The 16,573-nt window shown below is 65.6% G+C and carries 17 protein-coding genes; 8 read left to right on the top strand and 9 right to left on the bottom strand.

The genetic code is table 11. The features are described from left to right. Positions 1-3 precede the first annotated feature (3 nt). Genes Q8R61_RS08045 through Q8R61_RS08055 form a run of 3 tightly spaced genes read left to right on the top strand, consistent with a single transcriptional unit; the run spans position 4 to position 1,391 of the window. The gene (locus Q8R61_RS08045) at positions 4-480 is read left to right on the top strand and encodes a type II secretion system protein (protein ID WP_305536031.1); all 477 of its coding nucleotides are present in this window, start codon (positions 4-6) and stop codon (positions 478-480) included. A gap of 4 nt (positions 481-484) precedes the next feature. Further along, a complete protein-coding gene (locus Q8R61_RS08050; protein ID WP_305536033.1) occupies positions 485-865 on the top strand; it encodes a type II secretion system protein in 381 nt (126 codons plus the stop codon). Further along, on the top strand, positions 852-1,391 hold the full coding sequence (locus tag Q8R61_RS08055) for a type II secretion system protein (RefSeq protein ID WP_305536035.1): 540 nt from the start codon (positions 852-854) through the stop codon (positions 1,389-1,391). The genes Q8R61_RS08050 and Q8R61_RS08055 overlap by 14 nt, the downstream gene beginning before the upstream one ends. Before the next feature lie 255 nt (positions 1,392-1,646). Here the strand turns inward: Q8R61_RS08055 and Q8R61_RS08060 are convergent, their stop codons facing one another. After that, entirely contained in the window at positions 1,647-1,946 is a 300-nt protein-coding gene (locus Q8R61_RS08060) for a hypothetical protein (RefSeq protein WP_305536037.1), read from the bottom strand. A 71-nt stretch (positions 1,947-2,017) separates the two neighbouring features. Here Q8R61_RS08060 and Q8R61_RS08065 point away from each other — a divergent pair, with 71 nt between their 5' ends. Next, positions 2,018-2,626: a tetratricopeptide repeat protein gene (locus Q8R61_RS08065; RefSeq protein WP_305536038.1), complete on the top strand. Its 609-nt coding sequence runs from the start codon at positions 2,018-2,020 to the stop codon at positions 2,624-2,626. Positions 2,627-2,709: 83 nt separating this feature from the next. Here the strand turns inward: Q8R61_RS08065 and Q8R61_RS08070 are convergent, their stop codons facing one another. The 8 genes from Q8R61_RS08070 to groES form a co-directional block, all read right to left on the bottom strand. Beyond that, positions 2,710-4,821: a sodium:solute symporter family protein gene (locus Q8R61_RS08070; protein WP_305536040.1), complete on the bottom strand. Its 2,112-nt coding sequence runs from the start codon at positions 4,819-4,821 to the stop codon at positions 2,710-2,712. After that, positions 4,818-5,084, bottom strand: coding sequence for a DUF4212 domain-containing protein (locus Q8R61_RS08075; protein WP_305536042.1), 267 nt, complete (start codon positions 5,082-5,084; stop codon positions 4,818-4,820). The genes Q8R61_RS08070 and Q8R61_RS08075 overlap by 4 nt, the downstream gene beginning before the upstream one ends. A 108-nt stretch (positions 5,085-5,192) precedes the next feature. After that, positions 5,193-5,885 (bottom strand): PolC-type DNA polymerase III, encoded by a 693-nt coding sequence (locus tag Q8R61_RS08080; protein WP_305536044.1) that lies wholly within the window; start codon positions 5,883-5,885, stop codon positions 5,193-5,195. Next, positions 5,882-7,771, bottom strand: a complete 1,890-nt coding sequence (locus tag Q8R61_RS08085) for a DUF294 nucleotidyltransferase-like domain-containing protein (protein ID WP_305536046.1) — start codon at positions 7,769-7,771, stop codon at positions 5,882-5,884. Before Q8R61_RS08085 ends, Q8R61_RS08080 begins: the two co-directional genes overlap by 4 nt. Next, complete coding sequence (locus tag Q8R61_RS08090) at positions 7,768-10,269, bottom strand: hypothetical protein (protein WP_305536048.1); 2,502 nt, start codon at positions 10,267-10,269, stop codon at positions 7,768-7,770. The genes Q8R61_RS08085 and Q8R61_RS08090 overlap by 4 nt, the downstream gene beginning before the upstream one ends. Beyond that, positions 10,266-10,529 carry a hypothetical protein gene (locus tag Q8R61_RS08095; RefSeq protein WP_305536050.1) on the bottom strand — a complete coding sequence of 88 codons (264 nt, stop codon included), beginning with the start codon at positions 10,527-10,529 and terminating at the stop codon, positions 10,266-10,268. Before Q8R61_RS08095 ends, Q8R61_RS08090 begins: the two co-directional genes overlap by 4 nt. A 130-nt stretch (positions 10,530-10,659) precedes the next feature. Then, positions 10,660-12,312, bottom strand: a complete 1,653-nt coding sequence (gene groL, locus Q8R61_RS08100; RefSeq protein WP_305536052.1) for a chaperonin GroEL — start codon at positions 12,310-12,312, stop codon at positions 10,660-10,662. Positions 12,313-12,456: 144 nt separating this feature from the next. Then, positions 12,457-12,747: a co-chaperone GroES gene (gene groES / locus Q8R61_RS08105; RefSeq protein ID WP_305536054.1), complete on the bottom strand. Its 291-nt coding sequence runs from the start codon at positions 12,745-12,747 to the stop codon at positions 12,457-12,459. Between the two features lie 145 nt (positions 12,748-12,892). Here groES and bioA point away from each other — a divergent pair, with 145 nt between their 5' ends. From bioA to Q8R61_RS08125, 4 genes are all read left to right on the top strand, one after another. Then, positions 12,893-14,197, top strand: a complete 1,305-nt coding sequence (gene bioA / locus Q8R61_RS08110) for an adenosylmethionine--8-amino-7-oxononanoate transaminase (RefSeq protein ID WP_305536056.1) — start codon at positions 12,893-12,895, stop codon at positions 14,195-14,197. Positions 14,198-14,276: 79 nt separating this feature from the next. Then, positions 14,277-14,909: a TetR/AcrR family transcriptional regulator gene (locus tag Q8R61_RS08115; RefSeq protein ID WP_305536058.1), complete on the top strand. Its 633-nt coding sequence runs from the start codon at positions 14,277-14,279 to the stop codon at positions 14,907-14,909. Next, positions 14,906-15,376, top strand: a complete 471-nt coding sequence (locus tag Q8R61_RS08120; protein ID WP_305536060.1) for a hypothetical protein — start codon at positions 14,906-14,908, stop codon at positions 15,374-15,376. The genes Q8R61_RS08115 and Q8R61_RS08120 overlap by 4 nt, the downstream gene beginning before the upstream one ends. 6 nt (positions 15,377-15,382) lie before the next feature. Further along, complete coding sequence (locus Q8R61_RS08125; RefSeq protein ID WP_305536062.1) at positions 15,383-16,570, top strand: efflux RND transporter periplasmic adaptor subunit; 1,188 nt, start codon at positions 15,383-15,385, stop codon at positions 16,568-16,570. Positions 16,571-16,573 lie beyond the last annotated feature (3 nt).

The raw sequence follows: 16,573 nt of genomic DNA on the forward strand, positions 1-16,573 counted from the left end.
AGCATGCAGCACCGCAACGCCGGATTCAGCCTGATCGAGCTGGTGGTCACGCTGGCCATCCTCGCGCTGCTCGCCAGCGTGGCGGTACCGTTCGCGCAGCTGGTGCAGCAGCGTCACAAGGAGACTGAACTGCGCGACGCGCTGCGGCAGATCCGCACCGCGCTCGACGCCTATAAGCAAGGAGTAAAGGAAGGCCGCATCGAGGCTGCGGCCGACGCCAGCGGCTACCCGCCCCATCTCGATGCACTGTGGCAGGGCGTGGCCGACAAGACCCGGCCGGACGCCAGCAAGCTGTATTTCATCCGTCGCCTGCCGCGCGATCCGTTTTATCCAGACGCCGCCGCGCCGCCGGCCGACACCTGGGGCGTGCGCAGCTACGCCAGTCCGCCCGACGCGCCCAGTCCGGGGCGCGACGTCTTCGATGTCTACTCGCTTTCGCCGCGGACCGGGCTCAACGGCGTCCCCTATCGCGAATGGTGAATCCATGACCAAGCCGCAAACAATCGGTTTCACCCTGGTCGAGCTGCTGGTCGTGATGGCCATCATCGCGCTGCTGCTGACGCTGGCGATGCCGCGCTATTTCAATCATCTGGAAAGCTCGCGCGAGACCATCCTCAGGCAGGACCTCGCCGTCATGCGCGATGCCATCGACAAATTCCACGGCGACCGCGGCCGCTATCCCGACAGCCTCGACGAACTGGTCAACGCGCGCTACCTGCGCAGCCTGCCGGTCGATCCGCTCACCGAGCGTGCGGACACCTGGCAAACCCTGACCCCGCCGGGTGACGAGCCCGGCACCGTCTACGACATCAAGAGCGGCGCACCGGGCGCTGCGCGCGACGGTACGCCCTATGCAAGCTGGTAAGACCGCACAGTCCGGGTTCACCTACCTGTATGTGCTGCTGCTGATCGCGCTGATCGGCATGGGGCTCGCGGCCACCGGCACGCTGTGGCGCACCGACGCCCAGCGTGCCCGCGAGGCCGAGTTGCTGTTCGTCGGCGACCAGTACCGTCAGGCGATCCGCAGCTATTATCTGCTCGACGCCGCACAGCCGCGCCTGCCGCTGCGGATCGACGACCTGCTGGCCGACAACCGGCGTCCCGACCCGGTGCGCCATCTGCGCCGCGCCTATCCCGACCCGGTCAGCGGCGAGGCCTTCGTGCTGATCCCGGCGGTCGAGGGCCCGGGCATCGTCGGCGTCCACAGTCCGTCGACGCAGCGGCCCTTCAAACTCGCCGGTTTTTCCATCGAGAATGAATCCTTTGCCAAGGCCACCCGCTACAGTGAATGGCGATTTGTGTTCGTGGCGCCTGCCGTCAACGTAGCGCCTGGACCTGGTATCGGTCCCGCGACCGAGCCCGTCACGGGTCCCGAGCGCACGCCCGGTTGAGGGCCCACAGTTTTCCGATGGCGCGTCGAGGCGGCACCGCAAGCTAAGCGCGCGTATCGGCTCACCGGCGACCGCGCCGACCCCCAGCGCATGTCGCGCGCTTTTAACATTCGCCGCACTTCGGCAGACGCAGTGTCCGGTTCTCGATACAGCGCTTTGGCTGATGTACAGATATCGATACGACGAAATTCGAGTAACGGGACATTACTGGAATCAATGGCTTACTCGATGCGGATGAAACCGCGCGGGCCGGGCTTAGCACGCCAGAGCGTGCAGGCCGCACAGGTGGCGTTTGGTGAGCGCCAGCACGATCCACAGCCAGAGCAGCAGGAAGAAGGTGAGTGCCGGGATGTGGGCATCGAGAATCAGACGCGGGGTGATGAAGCGTACGGTGCGGACGGCAGGGCTGGTGACGATGCGCAACACACGATAAAAAATGTTCTGCTCGCGATATTTTCCTGCCAGCAGTGCCAGCACCCCTTGCCCAAGTAGAGCGAGGGTGGCGATCTGGACAAGGGCGAGCAGAATTCTGACCAGCAGGATGTCGAGCGGCATGGCGAGCGTTCCGGGGGCGAAGCGCTGATTCTAACGCAGCTTGTCAGGCTGCCGTCGGGCCGTGACAATGGATGCCGACGCCACTCTGGATGAACGCCCCGATGAATTACGACCGCGTACGGCATGGCCTGCGAGGCATGCTTCTCACCGCGCTGGGCAAGCGCGAGCAGGCGCTGGCCGCCTACCGTGACAGCCACCTCGCCGACCCCAAGCATGTGGAAACCCTGCGTACGCTGGGTTGGCTGGAGGCGCAACAGGAACGCTGGGGCGCGGCAGAGGCCTGGCTTGCGCGCGCGGTTGAGCTCGAGCCGGACGACGCGCCCACCTGGTTCAATCTCGCCTACGCGCGCGACAAGGGCGGCATGGACGATGCCGCGATCGCGGCGTTCCGGCGGGCGACCGAACTGAACCCGAACAACGACCGCGCCTGGTATGGACTGGGCATGCTGCATGCGCGCCATGGGCGGCACCGTGACGCTGCAGCGGCGCTGACCGAGGCCGGGCGGCTGCAACCGATGAACGGCCTGACCTGGTATGCGCTGGGCATGGCTTGGCATCATTGCAGCGAGCCGGACCAGGTGACGGCGGCGATCGAGCATACGCTGGCGCACGATCCGCAGACCGCGCAGCAGCTGATCCGCGACGCAGAGCGCAGCGACTACGCCCACCGGCTGGGTTGATTCGCTTACGCAGGCAACAAAAAAGCCAGCCCCGCGGGGCTGGCTTTTTTGTTGCGCGCCCGAAGGCGCGCGGGGTGCGACGATCAGGTCGCGCGGGTATCGATGTCGCCCGCCAGGTTCGGATAGCGAACGTGGTCGACCAGTTCCTGGATATCCTTGGCCGGGGCCTTGGTGATCAGCGAGCCGATGATGATGCCGAGGAAGCCGACCGGCATGCCGAAGATGCCGGCGGCGATCGGGGCGATGTTGAACCACTGGTTCGCAGGCACGCCACCGAAGAACGGGTAGGTGATGTACATGTAGTACATGCACACGCCCAGGCCGGCGAGCATGCCGATGACCGCGCCAAGGTAGTTGGCGCGCTTCCAGAACACGCCAAGCACCAGCGCCGGGAAGAACGCTGACGCCGCCAGCGAGAACGCCGCGCCGACCAGGAACAGGATGTCACCCGGTTTCAGCGAGGCGGTGTACGCAGCGAACAGCGCCACCAACACCAGCAGGCCCTTGGAGATGGTCAGACGGCGCACCGTGGACGCCTTCGGATCGATCATCTTGTAATAGACGTCGTGCGACAGCGCGTTGGCGATGGTCAGCAACAGGCCGTCAGCCGTCGACAGCGCGGCTGCCAGACCGCCCGCCGCCACCATGCCCGAGATCACGTAGGGCAGGCCTGCGATCTCCGGGGTGGCCAGCACGATGAGGTCGCCGCCGATGGTGATTTCGGCGAGCTGCACGATGCCGTCTAGGTTGATGTCGACGATCTTCATCAGCGTCGCATCCACCGCCGACCAGTTTGCGACCCAGGCTGGCAGTGATGCGAACGACGAGCCGACCAGATTGTTGTACACCTCGAACTTGACCAGCACCGCCAGCGCAGGCGCGGTGAAGTACAGCAGGAAGATGAAGAACAGCGACCAGAACACCGACTTGCGCGCTTCACGCACCGACGGCGTGGTGTAGTACCTCATCAGGATGTGCGGCAGCGAAGCGGTACCGACCATCAGGCACAGCACCAGTGCGATGAAGTTGCGGCGCTTGATGTTGGAGGCCTCCTCGTCTTCGGCCCGGGCTGCGGCGATTTCGGCTTCGGTGGCGTTGGGGTTGGTCCTCAGCAGTGTCGCTTCGGCCCCCTTGCCGGCGAAAGCGGTGGCGTGCGCCGAAACCGGACCGGTCTTGCCCTTGGCGGCGTCAGCCGATTTCTTCCACTGCTCTTTGAGCGCGTCGGCGGTGGTCGGGAAATCCGCAGGATTGCCGGCTTCGGCACGCTGCGCTGCGATGAAGGCATCGCCGGTGCCTGCCGCCACGGCTTCGTCCAGCGCCGCGATTTTGGCGTCGAACGAATCCTGCTGCGCCTTGTAGGCCGCACGCGCCGACGCTTCGGCTGCGCCCCGGGTGGTCTCGGGATTGTTGAATTCGTTTTCCAGCTGCGTCACCTGCTGCAGCACCTGGCCGTAGGCGACTTGCGGCACCGGGTTGCCGGTATGGTTCATCGACAGCCACACCACCGGGATCATGTAGGCGATGATCAGGATGATGTACTGCGCGACCTGGGTCCAGGTCACCGCGCGCATGCCGCCGAGGAAGGAGCACACCAGGATGCCGGCCAGACCGAGGAACACCCCGTACTGGAACTCGATGCCGGTGAGGCGGGCGGTGATGATGCCGACGCCGTAGATCTGCGCCACCACATAGGTGAAGGAGCAGATGATGGCGGCGAGCACACCGATGGTGCGGGGCAGGTTGCCGTTATAGCGTGCGCCCAGGAAGTCGGGGATGGTGAACTGGCCGAACTTGCGCAGGTAGGGCGCAAGGAACAGCGCCACCAGCACATAGCCGCCGGTCCAGCCCAACACGAAGGCGAGGCCGTCATAGCCGGCGAGGTACAGGGTACCCGCCATGCCGATGAAGGACGCCGCCGACATCCAGTCGGCGCCGGTTGCCATGCCGTTGAATATGGCAGGAACACGGCGGCCGGCGACGTAGTATTCCGAGACATCGGCGGTTTTCGACATGATGCCGATGCCGGCATACAGGGCGATGGTGGCGCCCAGGAAGATGAAGCCGATCCACTTGGGAGGAAGGCCCATCTGCTCCAGGATCGCGAGCACGATGACGAAGGCGATGAAGCCGCCGGTGTAGAAGGTGTAGTACTTCTTGAGTTGCTGGAAGAACTGGCTTTGGGTTTGGGTGGTCATTGTTCTTCTCCCTCTTGCACGCCATATTCATTGTCCAGCTGGTTCATGCGGCGAGCGTAGAACCAGATGATCAGGACATAGATGATCAGGGAACCCTGTGCGCCCATGTAGAAGGCGAAGGGGAAACCTAATATGACGATCTCATTGAGCTGGGGAGCAAAGAAGATGACGACGAATGTCACCACGAACCAGATGGCGAGCAGGATCGCGGTTAACCGCAGGTTCCTCTGCCAGTACTCCTGATGTTTCTCCGACAACTGCATGGCAATTCCTCCGTGAGCGTGAGTGGGGAACGCGCCTTTATTAATATGTATCGCGCGTGCGCGGAGTTTATGGAAATGTGACGAGGCCTACAAACAGATTAGTTAACGCTAATTTGCTGATAGCCAGCGGCGGGCGCGCAGCAGTCCGCGCAGCTGATGCGCAGTGGTGATGTGGTTGCGTTGCGCAGTGTCCAACAGCACCAGCCAGAGTTCGGCGGTGGCATAGGCGTCGGCCAGCGCGCCGTGGCGCGCGAAGACCGCAATGCCGAAATGCGCCAGCCAGTCGTCGAGCTGGCGGCAGTGTGGCGCGGCGTCGGGAAACAGCAGCGGCGCGACGACGGCGGCATCGAACCATGGCGCCGCGGTGGATACGCCGAGGTGTTCGCGTTCGGCGCGCTGCAGCACCGCCTGGTCGAAGGCCGCGTGGAAGGCCACCCGCGGTGCGGCGCCGGCGAATTCCAGCCAGTCGAGCAGCGCGCGGTGCGGCGGATCACCGGCGCGCTGCTCGCTGTCGCTGATGCCGTGGATCAGGATGTTGGATTCCGCGGTCGAATGGGCCTGCGTCAGGCCGACTTCCAGGCTGGTCTCCAGCGCAATGCGGCCGTGTTCGATCGCCACCGCGCCGATCGACAGCAGCGGGTCGCGCTCTGCATCGAGCCCGCCGGTTTCGGTGTCGACCACACACCAGCGCAGAGTTGCGAGCGGCTGTTTGAGATCGGTTTTATCCCGGATCAGCGCGTCGCGCCGCGCGCTGCTCTCCGCATCCAGCGGCGGCAGGGGTTTGGCAAACGGCCAGATCACAAGTGATAGTCCATCGCCAGACGCGCCTGCACCTTGCGCGCCTGACGCAGCGCCTCCTTCAGGATGCGGCGGTCGAGTGGATTCAGCGTGTCGGGATTGAGATGGTTGTCAGGCGTCTGGCCGGCGCGCTGCTGCCCGTGCTGGTGACGCAGGCGCAGCAACTGCAGAAAATGGAATGCGCGATTCCAGTCGGCCAGTTCGGTATCGGGAATGTTCAGCGCGCGCGCGGCTTCGCGCAGCCGCTTGGCGGTGTTGGTCTGCGGGCTGCCGGCGGCCAGCGCGAAAATGCGTGCCGCATCGACGAAAGGCATGGCGCCGTTGAGCTTGAGGTCGATCGTATGCGGATGGGCATCGTCCTCCGACAGCACGAAATCGCGCACCAGGCCCAGCGGCGGGCGATTGCGCAGCGCGTTACCGGCCATCTGGTGGAGGAAGCGCGGGTTCCTTTGTGCCGCCCGGTTAAGCCAGGCACGCAGCTCGAGCGCCAGTGCAGCATCGCCGGTCAGCGGACGAAAATCGAAAAAAATGCTGGCGTGCAGCAGCGCGTCGGGACTGCCGTGATCGATCCACTGGGTGAACTGCTGCTGCCAGTCGACCAGTGACAGGCACCACTTCGGATTGCTCGCCATGATGTCGCCGCGGCACAGCGGAAAGCCGCAGGCGTCGAGCCGCCGGTTGACCCGCAGCGCAAAGGCCAGCAGCGCCTCGCGCTGCCCATCGTCGGCGGCGGCGAAGATCAGCGCGTTATCCTGGTCGGTGGCCAGCGTCTGCTCCATGCGGCCTTCCGAACCCAGCGCCAGCCAACACCAGTTCAGCCCGACGAGTGCGTCATCGTGTTCGCTTTCGAGCGCGATCAGCCGTTCGGTGAGGCGGTCGTTGAGGCTGGAAATGATCGCGGTGAGATTTTCCGCGTCCATGCCCTGCGCCAGCAGGCTGTGCGCCAGGTCGCCGATGTCGGTCGCCAGCGCGGGCAGGCGGGCGGGGTCGTCGGTGCGGGCAATCGCGGCGGTGATGCCCTCCACCGACAGGCGGCGTAGCGCGAACACGTCCTTTTCGGAAATCACGCCGACCAGCCGGCCGTCGCGCACCAGCGGGATGTGATGAATGCCTTCGCGTGCCATCAGCACCAGCGCATCGGCCACCGGCGCATCGGCTCCGAGCGTTGCCGGCTGCGGCGTCATCACCGCGCTGATCGGGGTGGCGAGCGGCACGCCAGCCAGCGTCACGCGCCCCAGGATATCCTTCAGCGTAAGGATGCCGATGGGCTGGCCGGCCTCGTCAGTGACCACCACCGAGCCGATGCGGGCGGCTTCCATCGCCCCCAGCGCCTCGGCCAGCGGCGTGGTGGCCAGCGTCGCCAGCGGGGCGCGTCGCACCAGGCTGGCCAGCGGGCGCGCAAAGCGGCCGTCATCGTCCAGCGCCAGCGCGTATTCGGCCTGCACCGCGCGCTGCGATTCCTCCAGCAGGCTGGCGATGCGGCGGGTGCAGAAATCGTTGAACTCGGTGCTCGTTTCCAGCAGCGTGTGGAAATCGGCAGCGGGCAGCAGATAGCAGAAGGTGTCGGTCGCCGCGACGTAGCGGTTGGCGGCGCCGCGCCCGGCGAGCAGCGCGCCCAGCGGAAACATCTCGCCAGTGGCCAACTGCAGCACGGTCTGCCCGTCCGCCGTGTCGCCGCTGACGGTGCCCTGCTTGATGATAAAAAGCGAATCGGGCGCCGTGTCGGCCGGCGCCAGCAGCGTCGCGTCGCGCGAAAAATACGCCACCGACAGCCGCTGCACCAGCCACAACACCTCGTTTTCGTGCATCGCCGCAAACGGTGCCTGCCGCCGCAGCGCGTCGAGCGTGGCGCGGTGCAGGCTGTTGGCGAGCGGCAGCGCAGCGCTCATGTGCGGGCCACCGTGCTGGCGTTCAGCCAGGTCGCCGCACTGGTGCGCGCGACGTGGCCGAGCGCGCGCATATACACCAGCGCCAGCATGCGCCGCCACAGCAGCGTCAGCATCAGGGCGGTACCGGTGCCGATCCACACGATCAGTCCCGGCACGCCGGAGGTGGCGCCGATCTGCGTTTCGAACAGGCCCACGCTGCGCTCGAGCGGAATGAGCTGGAACAGCGTGAACACCAGACCGATGACGGCGATGTTGCTGTTGAACCATTCGCCGTGACGATTCTTGGCGTCGGCGATGCGGGCGTCGAGGTTGTCGAGGTTGCTGCGCAGCACCTCGCGCAGGCTGTCGAGGCCGCGGTCCTTGCCGCCCTCGTCGAATATCCAGCGCTCCGACACATACTGGAACACGTTGCCGAGCATGTCGCGGTCGAGCCACTGGCCGAGTTTTTCGCGGGCATGGTTCGCGGTGCCTTCGCGCAGCGCCTGGTCGATTTCCGCGACAAAGGCGGATACCAGCCGCGACGGCTCGGTGGACGCGGCGCGCGCCTTTTCGTAGCGCCGCCACAGCCAACCGATCACACTGCGGATCAGCCAGTCCGGACTGCCGGGCAGGCCGGCCAGCGATTCGCTGCGCACGGCCTCGACCAGCGCGCCGCGCAATGCATCGGCCCTGGCCTGGGCGGCCGCGTCGTCGGGGTTTTTCGTCGCCTCATTGATCAGGTCGTTGACGCGACCGGTCTGGCGCAGCAGCGCATGCGCATCCAGCAGCACGCTCTCGTTGTGCAGCAGGGCGGCCTGCGGCAACAGCAGATAGGGACTGATGCCGATGGTCGCGCCCTTGTCCTCGAACAGGCGGTCGTTCAGCGAAATCGAGAACAGCATGCCGCGATGAATGGCGGTGACCGCGCTGTCGCCGGCGTCGATGCCGTCCAGCATGTCCGTCAGTTCGTTGCGGTCGACGTTCTCGATGTCGAGGATGTTCTGCAGCAGGCAGGCCACCGCACGCAGCGCCGGCACCTGCTGCTCCGGCCACGTTGCGTCTGGCGCTTGCAGCGCGTCGAACAGTTCGCGCGCGCTGACGTCGCCCCATCGCGTCTCGCTGGCCACAAGCTGGGTGGCGTCGCGTCCGGCGGTTTCGCTGAAGACGATCTGCAGGCAGCCGCCGAGCGGCCTCGGTCGTGGCACCGGCGCTGAGGCAAACAGATGGGTGCGCGCCAGTTCATCCAGCGAATAGGCGATGCCGCCGCATTCGAAGCGGGCGGCGCCGAGCAGCAGCTGCTCGCTGTCGTCGGGCGGGCACCACAGCTTGGTCAGCGAGAGCAGTTCGTATTCGCCGAGCGTGGTGTCGCCCTTGAGATCGAAGTGGACCACCAGATTGAGGATGCCGCGCCCGGATTGCAGAAAGTCGCCGCGACTGAACGACACGCTGGCTTCGGCGCATGCCGGACCCTGGCGACGCAGCGTGAAGACCTCGCCTTCGCTTTCAAAACGCAGGCTTTCCGGGAACACGATCTCGCAGTGCAGGGTGTAGGGATCCTCGTCGACGGCGTGTGCGTTGGGTACGCAGTAGGTGCGCATCGGCGGTGGCCGGCGGAACGCATGCGAAAGCAGGTCCTTCTCGCAGGAATGAAAATGCCGGCACAGCACGGCTTCCGGCGGGCAGTTCGTCACCGCGGCGGCGAGCGGATCGGCCGCCAGATACTGGAACGCCACCGCGGCCTGCTGCACGCGCAGACACGAACGCACCCGGCGCTCGAGCGGTTCGTGAAACGGCAGCCCCGCGCCCACGCGTTCCGTGAGCCGCCGCACGCTGGCGAAGGTGGCCGCAAACGCCGGGTCGTGCTCAGGGTCAGCGCAGCCCAGCGTCTGGTAAAACTCGATCAGAAAAGTTTGCAGCCCCTCGGGTCCGAAATGGGCGCGCCCGCCCGCGCGTGCCGGAAACGTCACCAGCCACAGGTCGTGGCTGGCCTCTTTGCCGGGTTCCAGCGCCGGCTGCACATAGTCGACCGGCAGCCGGCGCGCCCCGAGCCGCGCCATCACTTCGACGCGGGCAGCCGGGTCGATTACGTCGTCGTCTGCGTGGATGCGCTGCGGGTCATGGATTTCTGCGAGCACGGCGGCGATCTGCCCCGGTTCGCCAAAGCGGCCAGCGTGCAGCCGCGCCGTCAGCGCATCGAACAGTCGATGTGCCAGGCCCTGCCCGCGCGCGCCGGGCACCACGGCGAGGTAGCTCACCAGCACGCAGCGGCTCGCCGCGTAATATTCCGCGACCAGCAGCGCCAGTGGCTCGCGCGCCTGCGGATCGTCGAGCGCGTGGCCCGCCACCAGGAAGGCGAGGCGCGGGTGCGCGTTCGGATCGACCAGTCGCGGGGTCCAGATGTCGGGGTGTTCCTGTTCGTCGGGCAACGGGAAGGCGGGCAGATAGACGTCGCGGTAGGTCTGCTCCAGCAACGCGGCGTCGAAGTGTTCGCCGAGATCGACGATCTGCAGCGCGTTCATGCCGGCGATCCGCCCTCGAGCTGCGCCAGCCCGTCGCGGCCGGCGGCGAGTGCGCGCCGCTGGCGCGGCGACGGCCGTTTGGCCAGCTTGTCGCCGTGGCACAGCCAGCAGCGCGCGTGGCCGCAGCCACCGGTGCGCAGTTGCTTGCGAAAACGGTTGGGCGCAAGTGCGTCGACCGGCAGGCCGCGCGCGCGCATGCGTTCCAGCCAGCGGCGGTGCTGGCGGAGACTGCGGGCGTATTCGCGTGCGGCACGTTGCATGGCGGGCTCCCCAAATTGCAAAAATGATAGCCGAATTGAATGAAAAAGCCCCGCACGAGGCGGGGCTGTCTTGATTGCGGTGCCGGCGGCCTGCCCGGTGGCAGGCCGATCGGCGCGCGTACGGACTTTATTACATCATGCCCATGCCGCCCATGCCGCCCATACCACCCATGTCGCCGCCGCCCATCGGGGCCGATGACTTGTCTTCCGGCAGGTCGGTCACCATGCAGTCGGTGGTCAGCATCAGGCTGGCGATCGACGCAGCGTTCTGCAGCGCGATGCGGGTGACTTTCGTCGGATCCAGCACGCCCATCGCCATCATGTCGCCGAATTCGCCGGTACCGGCGTTGTAGCCAAAGTTGCCCTTGCCTTCCAGCACCTTGTTGACGACGACCGAGGGCTCTTCGCCGCAGTTCTTGACGATCTGACGCAGCGGCTCTTCGATCGCGCGCAGCACGATCTTCACGCCGGCGTCCTGGTCGTGGTTGTCGCCCTTCACCTTGGCCGCAGCGGCCTTGGCGCGCAGCAGCGCGACGCCGCCGCCGGGAACGACGCCTTCTTCAACGGCGGCACGGGTGGCGTGCAGCGCGTCTTCGACACGGGCCTTCTTCTCTTTCATCTCGACTTCGGTCGCCGCGCCCACCTTGATGATGGCGACGCCGCCGGCCAGCTTGGCCTTGCGCTCCTGCAGCTTTTCCTTGTCGTAGTCGCTGGTCACTTCGTCGATCTGCTTGTTGATCTGGGTGATGCGACCCTTGATCGCGTTGGCATCGCCGGCGCCGTCGATGATGGTGGTGTTTTCCTTGCCGATCTCGATGCGCTTGGCGCGGCCGAGGTCGGTCAGCTGGGCTTTCTCCAGGCTCAGACCGACTTCTTCGGCAATCACGGTGCCGCCGGTGAGGATGGCCATGTCTTCCAGCATTGCCTTGCGACGGTCGCCGAAGCCCGGGGCCTTGACGGCGCAGGTCTTGAGAATGCCGCGGATGTTGTTGACCACCAGCGTGGCAAGCGCTTCGCCGTCGACGTCTTCGGCGACGATCATCAGCGGCTTGCCGGCCTTGGCGACTTGCTCCAGTACGGGCAGCAGATCACGGATGTTGGAGATCTTCTTGTCGAACAGCAGGATGAAGGGATCGTCCATGATCGCCATCTGCTTGTCGGGGTTGTTGATGAAGTAGGGCGACAGGTAGCCGCGGTCGAACTGCATGCCTTCGACAACGTCGAGCTCGTTATCCAGACCCGAGCTGTCTTCAACCGTGATCACGCCTTCCTTGCCGACCTTGTCCATCGCGGCAGCGATGATGTCGCCGATCGAGGAATCGGAGTTGGCGGAAATGGAGCCGACCTGGGCGATTTCCTTGCTGCTGGTGCAGGGCACCGAGATTTTCTTCAGCTCGGCGGTGATCGCGATCACAGCCTTGTCGATGCCGCGCTTGAGGTCCATCGGGTTCATCCCGGCGGCCACGTACTTCATGCCTTCGTTGACGATGGACTGTGCCAGCACGGTCGCCGTGGTGGTGCCGTCGCCGGCGACGTCGGAGGTTTTGGAAGCGACTTCCTTGACCATCTGCGCGCCCATGTTCTCCAGCTTGTCCTTCAGCTCGATTTCCTTGGCGACTGATACGCCGTCCTTGGTCACGGTGGGGGCGCCGTAGGAACGGTCGAGCACCACGTTGCGGCCTTTCGGGCCCAGGGTCACTTTAACGGCGTCAGCCAGAACGTTGACACCTGCCACCATGCGGTGACGGGCGGAATCACCAAAACGTACGTCTTTTGCAGCCATGTTTTAACTCCTTAAATCTCTTGAATTCGTCATTCCGGCAATACCCTGAAGGGCACACGCGCCGGAATCCAGTTTAATTGGGCTGGTTCCCGGCCTTCGCCGGGATGACGCAGCTGTTTCCGCGCCGAAGCGCGGACATCTGCGTCACTTCTCGACCACGCCCATGATGTCTTCTTCGCGCATCACCAGCAGCTCGTCGCCTTCGACCTTGACGGCCTGGCCGGCGTATTTGCCAAACAGCACGCGGTCGCCGACTTTAACGTCGAGCGGGATCAGCTTGCCCTGGTCGTCTTTCTTGCCGGCGCCGACGGCGATGACTTCACCCTGGTCGGGCTTCTCGGTGGCGGTGTCGGGGATGACGATTCCGGAAGCGGTCTTGCGCTCTTCTTCCATGCGCTTGACAATCACTCGGTCGTGCAGAGGACGGATTTTCATTGCAAAGTCTCCATTGCGGTAACGTTGATAAGTTGATAACCGGCAGCTTTGGCTGCCCGAAAATTAGAGAAGCGGCGGGCGCGTTGTTAGCACTCGCCGCTATCGAGTGCTAATAGTAGGGGCGCAAGGTCACAATTTCAAGTCCATGAGCGATCTTTTAAGTCGTACCCGTGCCGCCGTCTGGCACCCCTGCACCCAGATGAAACAGCTGGAAGCCGCGCCCCCGCTGGCGATCGCCCGTGGCGAGGGACCCTGGCTGATCGATCCGGACGGTCGGCGCTACCTGGACGCGATTTCCAGCTGGTGGGTCAACCTGTTTGGTCATTGCAATCCGCGCATCAATGCCGCGATCACCGACCAGCTCGGCAAAATCGAGCACGTGATGCTGGCCGGTGCCACCCACGAGCCGGTGGTGTCACTGTCCGAGCGACTGGGCCGGCTGACCGGGCTCGGCCACGCGTTTTACGGTTCGGACGGCGCCTCGGCCACTGAAATCGCGCTGAAGATGAGCGCTCACTACTGGCGAAACGCAGGCCAGGCGGAGAAAAACGGCTTCATCAGCCTTAAAAATGGCTACCACGGTGAGACTGTCGGCGCGCTGTCGGTGACCGACATTGCGCTTTTCAAGGACACCTACGCGCCGCTGCTGCGGCATACGGTGCAGGTGCCCACGCCGGACGCGCGGCTGGCCGAGCCTGGTGAATCGGCCGAGGCCTGTGCGCACCGCTGCGCCGATGCGCTGGAAGCGCATCTGGCCGAACACGCCGCGACCACTGCAGCCTTCATTGTCGAGCCGCTGGTGCAGGGGGCGGCCGGGATGGCCATGTACCACCCAATCTATCTCCAGCGGGCACGTGAGCTGTGTACCCAATATCAGGTGCACCTGATCGCCGATGAGATCGCCGTGGGTTTCGGTCGAACCGGGACGATGTTTGCCTGTGAGCAGGCCGCCGTCCGCCCCGATTTCATCTGTCTGTCCAAGGGCATCACCGGCGGCTATCTGCCGCTGTCGGCGGTGCAGACGACCGACGCCGTCTATGCCGCGTTTTATGGCGATGCCACCGCGCGCGGCTTCCTGCACTCGCACTCCTACACCGGCAATCCGCTCGCCTGCCGGGCCGCGCTGGCGGTGCTCGACATTTTCGAGCAGGACGATGTGATTGCCGCCAATTGGCTGAAATCGGCCGAATATACCGGCATTCTGGCGGAAGTGGCTGCTCACTCCCGGGTGCGGCATTTCCGCCATCTCGGGATGATCTGGGCGTTTGACGTGGCCGACGCCACACCGGGGTTTGCCAACCGTTTTCATCGGGCGGCGCTGGCGCAGGGCCTGTTCATTCGGCCGATCGGCAACACCGTCTATGTCATGCCGCCCTATGTGACGGGTGCGGATGAAATGCGCGGATTGGCCGATGGGATACTGGCCTGCCTGGTCAATCCCGCCGTCTGATCCGAGCCGAAGACGCCGTGCTTGACCTGGGGCGATCGCGCGACTAAGATAGTAATCAGTCACTATCTTGGTTGGGGTCATGTCCGAGGAAACCATCCGCAAGCGCCTGGGCGCAGACGCGCGGCGCGAGGAAATCATCCGCGTCACGCTGGATCTCGCCGCCAAACAGGGGGTCGACGACATCACCACGCAGGACATGGCGCAGGCGATGGGGTTGACGCAAGGCGCCGTGTTCCGCCACTTCCCCAGCAAGGATGCAATCTGGCTGGCGGTGATGCAATGGGTGCGCGACCGGCTGATGGCTGTGCTCGGCCGTGCCGCCGAGCAGGGGCACGATCCGCTCGACGCCCTGGAACGCATGTTTTTCGCCCACATCGCCTTTATCGAGGGCCATCCGGCGATTCCGCGCGTGCTGATGTCCGAGCATCTGCATGGCCGCAGCAGTGCGCTGCGCCAGATGGTGACCGAAATCATGCTGGGCTATGAGGCGAAAATCGCCGGCCTGCTGCAGGCGGCGCAAGCGCAAGCACGGGTACGGGCCGACCTCGACACCCATGCCGCGGCAACCCTCTATATCGGCATGATCCAGGGGCTGGTCATGCAAAGCTCGATTCTGCGCGGCAAGCGCACCCTCGCAGCCGAAGCCGCCCGCACCTTCCCGGTCTTTCTGCAGGCCGTACGTCCACACGCTTCCCAGGAGCCCGCCCCATGAAAACGCAATTGATCCCCCTGCTGTTTCTACTCGGAAGCCACGCCGCGCTTGCCGCGGGCCCAGATGCACACGCGTACGCACCCGGCCATGACGCACGCGTGGTGCTGCCGCTGACCCCTGAAGAACGCGCCATCATCCTGGATGAAATGCGCCAGTTCCTCGATGCCGTGCAGAAAATGACTGCTGCGCTGGCCAGGCAGGACATGCCTGCCGCGGCCAAGGCTTCACGCGCGGTCGGCCAGCATATGGGGCACGCGGTGCCGCCCAGCCTGCGCGCCAAGCTGCCGATGGAATTCCGCCAGCTCGGCAATTCGGTTCACCGCGATTTCGACCAGATGGCCCTCGATGCCGAAACCCTGGGAGATGTGAGCTACAGCCTCACCCAGTTGTCGGCCACGCTGCAAAAATGCGTCAGCTGCCATGCGACGTACCAGATCCGCACCCCCGCCCTCAATACCCAACGCTAGCTTGTCATGAAGTCCACGCTTGCATTCAAACCGAGCCGCCGCTGCCTGTTTCTGACCCTGGGCGCTCTTGCCTTCATTACGGCCTTTGTGTGGCTGCTTGCCACCCGCGGGCCGCTCGCTCCAGTGGGCGTGGAAACTGCCGAGGCGACGCTGGCCGACCTCAACCCCGGCGTGTTCGGCATCGGCACTGTGGAAGCGCGGCATGCCTATGCAGTCGGGCCGATCCAGGCCGGCCGGCTGTTGAGCGTGCGGGTCGACCAGGGTGATCGCGTCGTGGCCGGCCAGCTGCTGGCCGAACTCGACCCGGTGGATCTCGGCCCGCGGGCCGAGGCGGCCCGCAGCGCCGCCGCGCGGGCGCGCCAGTCGGCGCAGGCAAGCCAGGCGCAGGTGGCGGAAGCAGACAGCCGCGCCCGGCTGGCACAGGTCAACAGCGAACGCTATCAGGCGCTCCAGCGGCAAAACTTCGTCGCCAAGGAAATGGCCGACAGCCGCCGCCACGAAGTCGCCGCGGCGGACGCCGCGCTGGCGGCGGCGCGCGCCAATGCGGTGGCTGCGCAGCGCGAGATCGGACGCGCCGAGGCCGACCTGCGCGGCATCGAGCAAGTGCGACAGAGCCTGGCGCTGGTCAGCCCGATCGATGGCGTGGTGACGGCGCGCGAAGCCGAACCCGGCACCAACGTGGTCGCCGGGCAGGCGGTGCTGCGGCTGGTCGATCCGACGCAATTGTGGGTGCGTGCCCGCGTCGACCAGGCGCGCGCCGAAGGGGTCGTCGTGGGGCAGGCGGCGGACATCGTGCTGCGTTCCGCGCCAGGCTCGGCGCTGCCGGGCAGGGTGGTGCGGATCGACCTGCAGAGCGACGCGCTGACCGAGGAAAGGATCGTCAACGTGGCTTTCGATCCCGCACCGGCGCAACTCTATCTGGGCGAACTGGCGGAAGTGACCATCCGGCTCCCCGGTGCCAAGGGCGTGCTCGCCGTGCCGCGCGCTGCGCTCACGCAGCATCAGGGCACGCCCGGCGTGTGGCGCATCGAGCAGGGCCGCGCGCGCTTCCAGCCGGTGCAACCCGGCGTGCAGACCGTGGAGCGGGTGCAGATCGTCTCGGGCCTTGCGTCGGGCGATCGCTTCATCGTCTACAGCGCGAAGCAGCTCGACGACGGTGTGCGGGTGCGCGAACAACGGCTGACGCCGCGCTGAACG

Origin of the sequence: Thiobacillus sp. (assembly GCF_030696885.1) — a bacterium.
Taxonomy (GTDB): Bacteria; Pseudomonadota; Gammaproteobacteria; order Burkholderiales; family Thiobacillaceae; genus Thiobacillus.